The following is a 13222-nucleotide window of genomic DNA, read 5'->3' on the forward strand; positions in this document are numbered from 1 at the left end:
GTCAGCGCTGCGGGCGGACCTCGCGCACGGTGGCGTCGGCGGCGCCTTCGGTGAGGCGCCAGACCGCCGTCCCGGGGTCCCGGTACGTGCGCGGCGGGGCGTCCGGCGGGTAGACCTCGAGCACCTCGCCGTCCAACCAGGCCTCCGCGCCGCGTTGCAGGGTCACCGACAGCTCGTTCCCCCGCAGCGTCACGGCATCACCCGTGGCGGCCACCTGCGCGTGTGCGGGAAGGTGTCCCTCCTCGGCGACGACCGGCTCGCCGAGTACACCGGCCTGGCGGGCGTCGACGCGGCTGAGCACACGGTCACCGTCGAGGCGGAGCCGGCGGACGAGCGTGAGGCACCCCGCGACCGCGTCCTCGGTGACCTCGCCGGGGTCGCCGACCTGCATCACCCAGCCGAGGAACCACGGGCCGTCCGGGTCCAGGGCGACCTGCGGCGCATACAGGGACCGTCCGTCGTCGATGCGGGCGCCACCGCGCACGCTGAGCTCCGGCGAGCCGTCCAGGGCGGTCGACATCGACCCGACGGCGGCCACCGTGTGCTCGAGCTGGTTGTCCCGCCACAACGACACGAGCAGGGCCCAGGACCCGTCGAACTCGACCAGCTGCGGGCACTCCCAGATCTCGGCCGGCGCCAGGGCGCCGAGGACCGGGTCGGCACCGGTGAGCCAGACCCGCTCGAACCGCCACGCCTCGAGGTCGTCGCACGAGTAGAGCAGGAGGGCGGGCGTTCCGTCGGTGAGGCCCGCGCCGAGCACCGCCCAGCGCCGTCCCGCCCAGAAGAAGAGGAACGGGTCGCGCATCTCGCGAACCGGGGTCTCCCCCGAGCCCGACCCCGGAGCGGTTGCCACCACCACCGGGTCCGACCACGCGTCGAGGTCCGGGTCCGTCGCATACCGAACGCACACCGTGCTGTCGACCGCGCTGGTGACGATGCCTGTGTAGGCGGCGGCCACCCGGTCGCCGAGGTCCACGCAGACGCCGCTCCAGCAGCCGCCCTCGTCCGGGCCACCGGGCATCGGACCGAACGCCACCGGGTGCTCACGCCACGAGACGAGGTCGTCGCTCGAGACGTGACCCCAGTGGATGTCGGTATGGACCGCAGCCGCCGGGTTGTGCTGGAAGAAGGCGTGCCATCGTCCGTCGCGGAAGACCATCCCGTTGGGGTCGTTGGTCCAGCCCTTGGCCGGCTGGATGTGGAAACCGGCCCGTGACGGCTCGCTCACCCCGCCTCCCGTCCGCGAACCTGCCGCATCTCGTGCCGTTCGATGATCGCGTCGCGACCGGGGCCGACGCCGATCGCGGAGACGCGCGCACCGATCAGCTCCTCGACGCGCTCGACGTAGCGCTGGGCGTTGGCCGGCAGCTCGGCGAAGGTCCGGCACTCGGAGATGTCCTCCCACCAGCCGGGCATCTCCTCGTAAACCGGCACGGCGTGGTGGAAGTCACTCTGGCTCATCGGCATCTCGTCGTGGCGGACGCCGTCCACCTCGTAGGCCACGCAGATCGGCACCGTGTCGAGCCCAGTCAGGACGTCGAGCTTGGTGACGACGAAGTCGGTGACGCCGTTGATCCGGGTGGCGTAGCGGCCGATCACGGTGTCCAGCCAGCCGCAGCGGCGTGGCCGCCCGGTCGTCGTGCCGTACTCCGCGCCGGTCTTGCGGAGGTATTCGCCGTGGTCGTCGAACAGCTCGGTCGGGAACGGGCCCTCGCCGACGCGCGTCGTGTAGGCCTTGAGGATCGCGATGACCGCGTCGATCCGGGTGGGCGGGATCCCCGAACCGGTGCATGCTCCGCCGGCGGTGGCGTTGGACGACGTGACGAACGGGTACGTCCCGAAGTCGACGTCCAGCAACGTCGCCTGGCCGGCCTCGAGCAGTACGGTGTCGCCACGGTCGAGCGCCTCCTCCAGCAGCAGCGAGGTGTCGCGGACCATCGGCCGGAGCCGCTCGACGTAGGAGAGCAGTTCCCCGACGACGTCGTCCGCGAGGACCGCGCGGCGGTTGTAGATCTTGGCGAGGACCTGGTTCTTGATGTCGAGGGCCGCCTCGACCTTCTGGCGAAGGATGTTCTCGTCAAAGAGGTCCTGGACGCGGATGCCGGTCCGCGACATCTTGTCGGCGTAGGTCGGGCCGATGCCGCGGCCGGTCGTCCCGATCCGTCGCGACCCGAGGAACCGCTCGGTCACCTTGTCGAGGGTGCGGTTGTAGGGCGTGATGACGTGCGCGTTCGCGCTGACGACGAGCTTCGAGGTGTCGACGCCCCGGGACTCCAGCCCGTCGATCTCCTGGAACAGCACCGCGAGGTCGACGACGACGCCGTTGCCGATCACGGGCGTACACGTCGGCGTGAGGATCCCGCTCGGGAGCAGGTGCAGCGCATACTTCTCGGCGGTCTCGCCCGACCCGATGACGATCGTGTGACCCGCGTTGTTGCCGCCGTTGAACTTGACGACGTAGTCACAGCTGTCGCCGAGCAGGTCGGTCGCCTTGCCCTTGCCCTCGTCGCCCCACTGGGCGCCCACCAGCACCACGGCCGGCATCCGCGCACCTCCTCGAGCCCGTCCGCACGGCTTCTGTCGTCGGCCGAGCGCGCAGCGAGGCTATCCGCTGCGCTCCCGACGACCCAACTGCAGCGGGGTAGTTCCCGAACCCTGGTATGCGGCAGGTCCCGTGTCGGACCGGCTGCCGGTCCCCGAGGCGTTCAGCCGGCCGGCCCGGACCGCCTCGGCTCCGAGCTGGAACCTCGTCTTGGCGCCGAGCTCGTCCATGAGCCGGGCTACGCGGCGACGCACGGTTCGCAGGCTCCAGCCGAGGTAGCGCGCGATGGCCTCGTCCTTGAAACCGCGGCTCAGCAGGTCGAGCAGGTGCTCGTCCTCCCCCTGGTCCGCCCCTCTCCGGGCGGGGATGGGTGACGCGGCCGACCACAGCCGGTCGAAGAGGTCGACGAAGGCCAGGACGATCATCCGGTCGCGCACGACGACGTACTGGGACGCCGGGTCACCCCAGACCTCGGGACCCACCACGGCGTGGTCGCCGTAGACGACGAACTCGCTGGGTACTCCGGCCAGCACGCGTTGGCGTTCGCCGGCCGCCGCCCACTCGGCGATGTCGGCCGCGAGGAGCGGGCTCTCGAGGACGGAGTCGTCGTAGAGGGTGCGCTGCTCTTTGCCCTCACGCACGACCTGGAGGTTGTAGCTCATCCAGTCCTCACTGGTCCCGGATCCCACGTCCATCCGCATCACCGCGTTGCGGACCGGGCCCGTCGTCTGGTCGAGCAGGCTGCGCAGAAGGGCCGGAGCAACTTCGACGGTGATCGGCGTGATGGCCGGGACGGCGGGCGCGGCGCCGAGGTCGTGCAGCCGGACCAAGGCGTTCCGGGCGGTCGCGAGATCGGCCTGTCGGACGCGCAGGCGCGCCTCCTCGTCGACGATCAGGCGCGAGATCGTCTCGCGGGGGTCTTCGTCAATCAGGTCCGAGCCGGGCATGTCGGAGTGGGCCACGGTGGCATCTTAGGGACATTGGCAGGTGTTGACCACTAGCAACGTCAGTCGAGGTGATTGGATAACGATGGCTGTTCGGCGCCTTCTGGGGATGGCGCCGAACGCCTGCGGCACGGCTTGCGCCGGTGATCCGCTGCCCACAAGGGGGGCAGGTGCCGGGGAGTGGACACATCGGGGGTCCATTCCCCGGCTTCCGGATCGCTGGCTTCACCCGGCTTTCGGTCAGCGTGGACGATCTCCGACGCCAGGGGTAGGCGTTCGTCCACGGTCGTCGTCGCGGGGTGTCGGCGCCCGCGCGATCCTGACGCCGCGGCCCCCACCGGAATCCGGGTTTCCGACCCGCCGCGCTCCCGTCATGTCGCACCTCATGTCGCAGCAGCGGCGGCTATCGCGACCCCTCGTGCGACATGACCCGCGACATGACCCGCGACGTGACCACTCGAAGCCGCCGCACACCTCGCAGCCCGAGTCAGACGCCGAGCGCCGTCACCGCGGGTGTGTCGCCGCCGGGCGTGACGGTCCGGGCATGGCCCTGACCACTGGCATGGTGACCGTCGACGCATAGGACCCCCGCGAGCTAGCCCAGTGGTGTGCGAAGCAGACCGGCGGCGAGCTGGACGACCGCTACGACGGCTGGTTCGTCACGCTCAAGGGCGGGGCCTGCCGGTGATGCTGGCCTTCAAGAAGGTCGAGGACCCCACGCCTGGCAAGAACAAAGTCGCCCTGGACCTCACCTCCACCGACGTCGACGCCGAGGTAGACCGCTTGGTCGCCGCGGGCGCCACTCTCGTCGAGCGCCGCGGCGAGGAGGGCTTCCGCTGGGTCACGATGAGCGACCCGGACAGCAACCTCTTCGACGTCGCATCGGCCGCCGAGGCCGCCACGCAGTACGTCGGGCTGACCCGTCGGTTGGGGTCCCCGCGGAGTATCGGAGCGAAGCGTGGGGTCCTCGCGACGGATCGACGCGAAGCGGCGAACCTCGTGGGGAGAACTTCGTGGGGTGTTTCAGACGCCGAGCGTCTCCGCCGCCTCGCGGGACGAGTCGCGCAGGAACGTCGCTGTGCGCTGCTCCTCCTCGGTCTCCCCGATGGCCCGCGCCGCGCGGTTCAGCGCGGCGAGCGCCCGGAGGAAGCCCTGGTTCGGCTCGTGCGACCACGGGATCGGCCCCTGGCCACGCCAGCCCGCGCGCCGTAGCGCGTCGAGCCCTCGGTGGTACCCGGTCCGCGCGTACGCGTAGGCCTCGACCGGACGGTGGGCGCCGAGGGCCTGCTCGGCCAGCAGCGCCCACGCCAGCGACGACGAGGGGTACGCGGCGGCCACCGTCTCGGCACTCTCGCCGGCCCCCAGCCGGGCCGCCGCCGGGTCGACGGGCAGCCGGGTCTCAGGAACCCCCAGCAGTCCGCCGTCGGTGGACATCGTCACGCGTGGGTCCCGGCGGCACGCAGGTGCTCGCAGGCCTCGACGATCCGAGCGGCCATGGCGGCCTCGGCCTCCTTGCCCCAGGCGCGTGGGTCGTACTGCTTCTTGTTGCCGACCTCGCCGTCGACCTTGAGGACGCCCTCGTAGTTGGTCAGCATGTAGCCCGCGACCGGCCGGGTGAACGCATACTGCGTGTCGGTGTCGATGTTCATCTTGACGACGCCGTAGTCGACCGCCGCAGTGATCTCCTCGGGCAGCGAGCCGGAGCCACCGTGGAAGACGAGGTGGAACGGCTTCTCGTCGGGCGTCCCGAACTCCTTGTGCACCGCATCCTGGGCGGCCTTGAGCACCTCGGGGCGCAGCTTCACGTTGCCCGGCTTGTAGACGCCGTGCACGTTCCCGAAGGTGAGCGCCGTCATGTAGTAGCCGTTCTCGCCCAGACCGAGCGCCTTGGCCGTGGCGATCGCGTCCTCGGGTGTCGAGTAGAGCTTCTCGTTGATCTCGTGGGCGACGCCGTCCTCCTCGCCGCCGACGACGCCGACCTCGATCTCGAGGATGACCTTGGCGGCCTGGCAGAGCGACAGCAGCTCCTGCGCGATCTGCAGGTTCTCCTCCAGCGGCACCGCCGAGCCGTCCCACATGTGGGACTGGAAGTACGGCAGGCCGCCACCCTTGACCCGCTCGGTCGACGCGGCCAGCAGCGGCCGGACAAACCCGTCCAGCTTGTCCTTGGGGCAATGGTCGGTATGCAGCGCGATGTTGACGGGGTAGTTCTGGGCCACCTCGTGCGCGTAGGACGCGAGGGCGATCGAGCCCGCGACCATGTTCTTGATCGAGGGGCCGGAGAGGTACTCCGCGCCGCCGGTCGACACCTGCACGATCCCGTCGCTGCCCGCGTCGGCGAACCCCTTGAGGGCGGCGTTGAGGGTCTGCGACGAGGACACGTTGATCGCCGGGTAGGCGAAAGCTCCCGCCTTCGCCCGGTCGAGCATGTCGGCGTAGACCTCGGGGGTGGCGATGGGCATGGTGACGGGCTCCTCACGAACGGGACGATGACGCCCCAGCATCCTTCCACGGCACGCCGGGAGGGCCGCAGGTCCGTCTCAGCCGAGGGCCTCCTGCCGGCGACGGCTGAGGTGCTCCCGCTCCACCTCGTTGTCGCACCCTGCGATCGCCAGGTCGAACGCCACTGCGGCCCGGTCCGGGACCCCGCACGGACCATCAGCTCCGCACGGACCGCCGGCAGCCGATGGCTCGTGGGCAGCTCGTCGTCGAGACCGTCCAGAAGGCAGATCGCGTACTCGGTCATGCCCGTTCTCGTTCGGTTCGGGTCGTGGCTCGGTCGAGCCGGACACCGGGATGACGGCCGACCGATGCGGAAATCGACAGTCTCTCGTCAGCGAGCAGTCGATGCCGCGGCGAGCCGGGCCAGCTGAACGAGCGCCGAGGACATCGCCGCGGTCTGAGTGTCGAGGCGATGGGCCTCCACCTCGGGGATGTCGACGTGGACCTGGACCCGCGTGCGCTCCCCGTCGGCGGTGAGCTGCCAGCGGTACTCGAGGTCGGAGACGAGGCAGGAGATGGTGACCCGACCATCGGCCGAGGAGGTGCTCAGCCGTTGTGGCATCGGGTAGTCGGGCCAACCCTCGGGGTACATCGTGTAGCCGTCCGGAGCGGGCTCGACCGACCCGATACCCGTCCACCACTCGGGGTACCGGGACGGGTCGTGGACGAGCTTCCAGACCTCCTCCAGCGGCGCCCGCACGAGGACCTCGTCGTCGAACTGCGGCATCACGCCACCTCCACCGGGCTGCCGGGCCGGGCGGCCAGCCCTTCACGCAGGGCCTGGATCCGGTCCAGCTCGCGCTGCGGCTCCACGAGGCCGAGAACCGGGGGGCGGCCCAGGTCCAGCAGGTTGGCGAGGTACCCCTCGCTGGTCAGCGCGCCCACCCGTGGCAGCAGCCGGTCCCAGGCCGCGCGCGCCTCGTCGAGCCGCCGAATCGCCTCCGGGGTGTCGTGCCGGGCCACGGCGATCAGGGCCTGGACGAAGCAGACGCGCGGGAGCAGCGACCAGGGCTGGTCGGCGGCGGTCGTGGGTTCCTCCAGCGCCGCGCGCAGCTGGTTCGTCGCGGCCTCGTGGTCGCCGGCCAGCGCCAGCGCCTCGGCCCGGGCCAGGGCGGTCGACGGTCGCCAGGGTTCGAGCCCGCCGTCCAGGGACGCGCCGAGCCGGTCGGCCGCCTCGACCGGGTCGCCGAGGGCCAGGGCGACGAGTCCGGCGTCGGCGGCGGCCTGCACCGCGAACTCCGGAGCGGCGAGACGCTCCACGACCCGACCCTGTTCGGCGAGCGTGGCCCTGGCCTCCGCCGGCCGGCCGGTCCGGGCCTGCAGGTGGGCCATGGCCCCGAGGGACCGGGCGAGGATGGCGGGCGCCTCCCTGGCGTCCTCGACCGCGCGGTCGATGAAGCGCAGGGCCCCGTCGTCGTCGCCCTCGCAGACCAGCGCCGCGGCGGCGTTGACAGTGATCCGCCAGCCCTTCCCCGCGGAGTCGTCGCGGTCGAGCAGCGGCTGGGCGGTGCGGGCCAGCTCCGCCGCGTCGGTGAACCGACCCTGTCGGATGAGGCCCTGCATACCGATGTCGATGAGGTCGAGGCGGTCCTCGCTGTCGGCGTCCACGGCCAGCGAGCGGCCGAGCTCGGCCAGCGCCATCAGTGCCGTACCGGGGTCGCCGGCGACCGCCTCGTTCCACGCCAGGCCGATGTCGATCCGGAAGCGCAGCCGGCCGGCGTCCTCCCCCGATCCGTGCCGGCGGTAGGCCTGCCGGGCCTCTCGGTATGCGGTCCACGAGCGGCCGGGATCGCAGCTCACGCTCCGGAACTGGTCACCCCGCCGGCACCACGCCTCCGCCAGGGATCTGGCCGGCAGCCGGGTCAGGGCGACGTCCCAGGTCCGCTCCTCGTCCTCGCGCCGGCCGAGCAGGGCGAACAGCTCCTCGAGCTCCAGCCACAGGTCCCCGCGATCCGGGGCGTTGTCGACGGCCCGACCGAGGGCGTCGACCGCCTCCACCAACGCCCCGACCGAACGGGCGTACGTAGCGACCTCCACCCAGGCCGTCGTGGCCCGGTCCGGTCGGCCTGCGCGTTCCCAGTGCCCGGCGACCTCGGCGCTCTGGGCCTGGTCGACGGCCTCGGCCAGGGCGGCGTGGAGCGGCACGGGGTCGGACACGTCGACGTAGGCGGCCTCCCGAAGCAGGCCGTGCCGGAAGCCGAGGCGTCCGTCGGTCCGGGTGGCGAGGCCGACGGCGAGCACCTCCGCAACCGTGTCGTCGGCCGCGAGGTCGCCCAGCCGGACCAGCTCCGAACCGGTGAGCGGACGTTCCGCCGCGGCCACGAGGTCGAGCAGGCGGCGGGCCGGCGGGCTGAGCCGGCCCATCGAGACGCGGACGGCGGCGCGCAGGTTCGGGGGCGGCCCACTGTCGCCGGCGGCCAGGGCCCGGGCGCTCTCCGTGGCGAGCAGCGCGTTGCCCTCGGCGGCCGCGACCACCCGGTCGACGTCGCCTCCGCCGGCCAGGCCCAACGACGAGGCCAGGGCGGCCACGGCCTCCGGTGTGATCGGCCCCACGGCCACGCGCACGACACCCACGCCCGACCGAGCGGCGACGTCCGCGACGACGTCCGTCTCGGCCGTGGGCCGGTCGGGACAGGCCAGCGCGATGGCGACCGGCAGTCCGCCGAGGCGACGAGCGAGGTGGGCGAGCAGCCGCATGCTCGCCCGGTCTGCCTGGTGGGCGTCGTCCACCACCAGGAGGACTGGTCGATCGGCCGCCGCCCACTCGACGAGCCGCAGCGACGCCTCGAACACCCGCAGGCGTTCCAGCTCCGGGGTCGCGACCGGCGGCGCCACCCCCGACCGCCCGAGGGCCGAGCCGAGGTCCTCGGACAGGCGGGTCAGCTCCAGTGGCCAGAGCGCCGCCGGGGCGGGGGGCGGCACCTGAGCGGCGAGCCCGCGGGCGAGCTCCAGCCAGACCCCGAACGGCATGGCTCCGCCGACGTCCAGACCCGCGGCGCCGGCGGTCCGGGCTCCACGGGCCGAGGCACGGCGAGCCAGCTCGTCGAGCAGCGTGGTCTTGCCGATCCCCGGCTCGCCCGTGACGACGACGACCCGACCGCTGCCGCGCGTGGTAGCCCGCCAGGCGGCGTCGAGAAGGCCCAGCTCGGCCGTGCGGCCGAAGATCGACACCGCCGCGCGGGGCGCGGCGCCCGACGCGACGTCGGCGTGCAACGAGCGGGTCGTCGGGCTGGGCCCGACCCCGAGGTCCGCGCGGAGCCGCTCGGTGAACCGCTGGACGGCGTCCGCCGCTCCCGCACGGTCGCCGTCGGCCACCAGGGCGCGGACCAGCGCCCGGTGCGCCGACTCGTCGAACCGGGCCACCGCGCAGCGGCGCCTTGCCCAGCCGACCGCCTCGCGCGTCCGCCCGTCGGCGAGAGCCTGCTCGGCCATCACCCGGCAGCGCGAGGCCTGCCGCTCGCGGTACGCCTCGCGCTCCGTCTCCGCCCACTCGTCGTCGACCCCCGGCAGCAGCTCGCCGTCCGAGACCTCCTGCCCACTTTCGTCGGTCGCGTCGACCCACAGAGGTTCGGCGAACCCGAGCGTGTCCCGCGCCCCGGCCAACACCTGGTCCGAAGCCCCGCCCCAGGACTGGCGCAGCGCCCAGACCGTGGTCCGCAGCCGGGCCCGCGCCTGCGCCTCGTCGGCGTCCGGCCAGAGGGCGGCCGCGACCCGACCGCGCGACTGCACACCCGGATGGAGCCCGAGCCACCCGACGAGGGCCCGGACCCGGTCTGCCGACGGCACGGGCAGCGGGGTCCCGTCGGCCTCCGCGGCCACGCGCCCGACCAGATGAAGCCGGAGCACACGACGAGCGTAGACCGGCCCGGCGAGCCGTTGACGGTTCGTTGACGCAGCCCTGACGGGCGCCGCGGACCGTGGTCGACATCACCTACGTCCACCGCCCGGAGGTACCGCCATGACCACGATCACCCAGACCCGCCAACCCGACCCGGACCTGCTCAACGCCTTCATCGGCCAGATGGTCGTCGACCTCGGCGGGACGGTATCCGCCGGCCTCGTCCTCATCGGCGACCGTCTCGGCCTCTACCGCGCCATGGCCGATGGCACGCCCGTCACCCCTGAGAGCCTCGCCGACCGCACCGGCTTGTCCGCCGCGTACCTGCGTCCCTGGCTCGCCAACCAGGCTGCGGGCGGGTACGTCACGCACCGGACCGACGGAGACACCGACACGTACGCGTTGAGCCCGGAGCAGGCCGCGGCCCTCGCCGATCCGGACAGCCCGGCGTACTTCGCCCCGAGCGTGCAGGTCGCGCTCGGCGCCCTGCGGGACGTCGACGCCATCGCCGACCGGTTCCGCACGGGCGAGGGCTTCGGCTGGCACGAGCACGATGCCGGACTCTTCGTCGGCACCGAACGGTTCTTCAGGCCGGGCTACGTCGCGAACCTCGTCGACGCGTGGCTGCCCGCGCTCGACGGCGTCGTCCCCAAGCTCGAGCGCGGGGCTCGGGTCGCCGACGTCGGCTGCGGACACGCCGCGTCGACGGTCCTCATGGCCGCGGCCTATCCGCACTCGTCATTCGTCGGCGCCGACTACCACGAGGGCTCGATCGTCGTGGCCCGCCGCCGCGCCGAGGAGGCCGGCGTCACGGCGAACACCACGTTCGTCACCGTCGACGCCCTCGATCTCGCCGCCAACCCGGCCGGCGCCGGCTACGACCTCGTGACGATGTTCGACTGCCTCCACGACATGGGCGACCCGGTCGGCGCGGCCCGCCGGATCCGGGCCTCACTCGCCCCGGACGGCGTGTTCATGCTCGTCGAACCTCGCGCCGGCGACCACGTCGCCGACAACCTCAACCCCCTGGGTCGCGTCTTCTACGGTGCCTCGACCCTCATCTGCACGCCAAGCTCGCTCGCGCAGCCCGGTCAGGCGGCCATCGGTACCCAGGCCGGACCCGCCCGCATCACCGCCGTCCTCCAGGAGGCCGGCTTCGGCTCGGTCCGGATCGCGGCCGAGACACCCGTCAACCACGTCTACGAGGCTCGGGACTGAGCCCGACCACCACCAGCACCACCTTCACCCACGCAAACAAGGAGACTCGTCATGACCACCACCACTCAGCCCACGACCACCACGACCGCTGCACTGCTCGACTCCCTGGCCGCCGCCATCGAAGCGAACGACGCAAGCACCATCGCCGCGCACTACGCGCCCGGCGCCACGCTGAGCCTGCTGGACCGCGACCACCCGCCGGCCGATCCCGCGATCCTCGCGGGCACCGACGAGATCGACGCCTACTTCCGCGACATCTGCGGCCGCAACCTGGGCCACCGCGTCGCCGACCGCGTCGCCGCCCCCGACCGGATCGCCTTCACCCAGCACTGCCGCTACCCGAACGGCCAGCGAGTCGTCTGCATCGCGGTCGCCCGGGTCAAGGAGGGGCTCATCGTCGACCAGACGGCCGTGCAGGTCTGGGACGCCTGACGCTGAGTCGGGGTCCCCGCGAAGTATCGGAGCGAAGCGCAGAACTTCGTGGGGCGGCTCAGTGCGCCCAGCGCGACGCGTCGGCCACCTGCTCCGGGCTGGAGGAGCCCAGCTCCTCCAGCTCAGACTCGCGCACGGCGACGATCGAGGCGACGAGCGGCGCCCCGAACGCCTCCGCCAGCACCTGGTCCGCGAGGAACGCGTCGAGCGCCTCCCCCAGCGTGGTCGGAAGCCGGGCCACCCCTCGCCGCGCCAGCTCGGCGTCGTCCAGCGAGGCGGGGTCGACGTCGACCGGCTCGGGCAGCGGCGTCGCGTCCGCGCCGGCGGCGAGGACGCCGGCCAGCAGGAGGTAGGGGTTCGCGTGCAGGTCGACGCACTTGACCTCGAGGTTCGCCGACCACGCCTCGCTGCCCGCCGAACCGGTGACCAGCCGCAGCGCGGCCTCCCGGTTCTCCAGCCCCCAGCACGCATACGCGCCGGCCCAGTGCTGCGGGACCAGCCGCAGGTAGGACGCGACGCTGGGCGCGCCCAGCGCCAGGAGCGCCGGCAGGTGGGCCAGCACTCCGCCGGCGAACGACTCACCGTCGGGCGACATCCCGTAGCGTCCGGGCCCACCGGCCATGAGGTTCTCGTCGGCCCGCCACGGGCTGATGTGGAGGTGACCACCGTTGCCGACCCCGGCCGCATCGACCTTCGGCGAGAACGACGTCCGGAACCCGTAGCGCAGCCCGACCGCCCGGATCGTCGCGCGCACGAGCACCGACGTGTCCGCCGCGTGGACCGGCGACTCCGCGGCGACCGACACCTCGAACTGTCCTGGCGCATACTCCGGGTGCAGCTGTTCCACCCGGATCCCTTGCGCCACAAAGGCTTCCAGCAGGTCGCGGCCGTAGTCCGAGACGGCGGCCAGCCGCCCCAGCCCGTATGCCGGTCCGACCGCCGCCGGGACGAACGCGTCCCCGCAGCCGGCGGACACCACCCACTCGACCTCGAACGCCGAGCGGAACGTCACGTCCCGCTCCGCCCAGTCGTCGACCAGCCGTTGCAGCAACAGCCGGGTGTCCTGGGCGTGCGGCTGCCCGTCCTGCTCGTAGCGGTCGCCCGGCGCCCACGCCCATCCTGACTGGGCCGCGAGCACGACGAGCCGGCCGAGGTCGGGGACGATCCGCTGGTCGCCGACCGGCCCCGCACCACTGGTCGGCGCGGCGACCCAGTCGTCGGCGCGGAAGTAGTCGAACGCCGTGGAGAACCCGGCACCCCAGGCGGCCAGCTCCGGCAGCCTGGCAAGAGGCACGGTCTTGACGCGGGATATCCCGGCGTTGTCGACGAAGCTCGTCGCGACGCCGACGACCCCCTGGTCGGCGAGCGCCGAAGCGAGCTCCGTCGCGCGGCTATGACGCTGGTCCCGGTCGGCCTGGTCCACAGGCGTCCTCCAACGGCCTCGGTATGCGCGTGTGCGGTGGGGTGGACAAAGGATAGGTGCGTGACGAGACTGCCGAGAGGTCGGAACCACCCCAGGCAGGAGCGTGCAGTGGCCACCACAACCCGCTGGTTCCCTGTGGTCGCGTTCGGCTGGCTGCTCCTCGTGACCGTCGTCGTCCTCGGCGTCCCCGGGCTGGCCCACCGGATGTCCGCGGCGTTCCGACACCTCGACGAGTCGCCGGACAACCCCGCCGACGCGCCCGCCACCTCGTGAGACCGGAGTCCGACCGGCTCGGGGTGCTCACCGACCACCACTGCCACGGT

Annotated in this window: 11 protein-coding genes and 1 pseudogene; 4 read left to right on the forward strand and 8 right to left on the reverse strand. The window is 72.6% G+C overall.

Features of this window, described 5'->3' with window-relative positions; translation table 11 throughout:
- Position 1 precedes the first annotated feature (1 nt).
- From VIG79_RS16390 to VIG79_RS16400, 3 genes are read right to left on the reverse strand one after another with little or no spacing between them, the layout of a single operon-like run.
- Entirely contained in the window at positions 2-1228 is a 1227-nt protein-coding gene (locus VIG79_RS16390) for a glycoside hydrolase family 32 protein (RefSeq protein WP_331887549.1), read from the reverse strand.
- Positions 1225-2544, reverse strand: coding sequence for an adenylosuccinate synthase (locus VIG79_RS16395; RefSeq protein ID WP_331887551.1), 1320 nt, complete (start codon positions 2542-2544; stop codon positions 1225-1227). Before VIG79_RS16395 ends, VIG79_RS16390 begins: the two co-directional genes overlap by 4 nt.
- A 60-nt stretch (positions 2545-2604) precedes the next feature.
- Entirely contained in the window at positions 2605-3504 is a 900-nt protein-coding gene (locus VIG79_RS16400) for a helix-turn-helix transcriptional regulator (protein WP_331887553.1), read from the reverse strand.
- 669 nt (positions 3505-4173) lie between these two features.
- Between VIG79_RS16400 and VIG79_RS16405 the strand changes: the two are divergent.
- Positions 4174-4305, forward strand: a pseudogene (locus VIG79_RS16405) (VOC family protein); the annotation flags it as partial.
- A gap of 204 nt (positions 4306-4509) precedes the next feature.
- On the opposite strand, the gene VIG79_RS16410 reads toward VIG79_RS16405, so the two are convergent.
- The 4 genes from VIG79_RS16410 to VIG79_RS16425 form a co-directional block, all read right to left on the reverse strand.
- Complete coding sequence (locus tag VIG79_RS16410) at positions 4510-4920, reverse strand: DUF3151 domain-containing protein (protein WP_331887571.1); 411 nt, start codon at positions 4918-4920, stop codon at positions 4510-4512.
- A 2-nt stretch (positions 4921-4922) separates the two neighbouring features.
- The gene (fbaA, locus tag VIG79_RS16415; RefSeq protein WP_331887555.1) at positions 4923-5948 is read right to left on the reverse strand and encodes a class II fructose-bisphosphate aldolase; all 1026 of its coding nucleotides are present in this window, start codon (positions 5946-5948) and stop codon (positions 4923-4925) included.
- A gap of 371 nt (positions 5949-6319) precedes the next feature.
- Positions 6320-6715 (reverse strand): SRPBCC family protein, encoded by a 396-nt coding sequence (locus VIG79_RS16420; protein ID WP_331887557.1) that lies wholly within the window; start codon positions 6713-6715, stop codon positions 6320-6322.
- Positions 6715-9834, reverse strand: coding sequence for an ATP-binding protein (locus VIG79_RS16425; protein ID WP_331887559.1), 3120 nt, complete (start codon positions 9832-9834; stop codon positions 6715-6717). Before VIG79_RS16425 ends, VIG79_RS16420 begins: the two co-directional genes overlap by 1 nt.
- A 112-nt stretch (positions 9835-9946) precedes the next feature.
- Here VIG79_RS16425 and VIG79_RS16430 point away from each other — a divergent pair, with 112 nt between their 5' ends.
- Both VIG79_RS16430 and VIG79_RS16435 read left to right on the forward strand, forming a co-directional pair.
- Entirely contained in the window at positions 9947-11044 is a 1098-nt protein-coding gene (locus VIG79_RS16430; protein ID WP_331887561.1) for a class I SAM-dependent methyltransferase, read from the forward strand.
- 51 nt (positions 11045-11095) lie between these two features.
- Positions 11096-11476, forward strand: a complete 381-nt coding sequence (locus VIG79_RS16435; protein WP_331887563.1) for a nuclear transport factor 2 family protein — start codon at positions 11096-11098, stop codon at positions 11474-11476.
- A 58-nt stretch (positions 11477-11534) separates the two neighbouring features.
- On the opposite strand, the gene VIG79_RS16440 is transcribed toward VIG79_RS16435, so the two are convergent.
- The gene (locus VIG79_RS16440; protein ID WP_331887565.1) at positions 11535-12899 is read right to left on the reverse strand and encodes a glutamine synthetase family protein; all 1365 of its coding nucleotides are present in this window, start codon (positions 12897-12899) and stop codon (positions 11535-11537) included.
- A 108-nt stretch (positions 12900-13007) separates the two neighbouring features.
- Between VIG79_RS16440 and VIG79_RS16445 the strand changes: the two genes are divergently transcribed.
- Positions 13008-13172 (forward strand): hypothetical protein, encoded by a 165-nt coding sequence (locus VIG79_RS16445; protein WP_331887567.1) that lies wholly within the window; start codon positions 13008-13010, stop codon positions 13170-13172.
- Positions 13173-13222 lie beyond the last annotated feature (50 nt).

Source organism: Lapillicoccus sp., from assembly GCF_036559105.1.
Classification (GTDB): Bacteria; Actinomycetota; Actinomycetes; order Actinomycetales; family Dermatophilaceae; genus Lapillicoccus.

Coding starts and splice junctions, on each gene's coding strand:
- VIG79_RS16395 (WP_331887551.1), bottom strand. CDS start 2,544: ATGCCGGCCGTGGTGCTGGTGGGCGCCCAGTGGGGCGACGAGGGCAAG.
- VIG79_RS16410 (WP_331887571.1), bottom strand. CDS start 4,920: ATGTCCACCGACGGCGGACTGCTGGGGGTTCCTGAGACCCGGCTGCCC.
- fbaA (WP_331887555.1), bottom strand. CDS start 5,948: ATGCCCATCGCCACCCCCGAGGTCTACGCCGACATGCTCGACCGGGCG.
- VIG79_RS16420 (WP_331887557.1), bottom strand. CDS start 6,715: ATGCCGCAGTTCGACGACGAGGTCCTCGTGCGGGCGCCGCTGGAGGAG.
- VIG79_RS16430 (WP_331887561.1), top strand. CDS start 9,947: ATGACCACGATCACCCAGACCCGCCAACCCGACCCGGACCTGCTCAAC.
- VIG79_RS16435 (WP_331887563.1), top strand. CDS start 11,096: ATGACCACCACCACTCAGCCCACGACCACCACGACCGCTGCACTGCTC.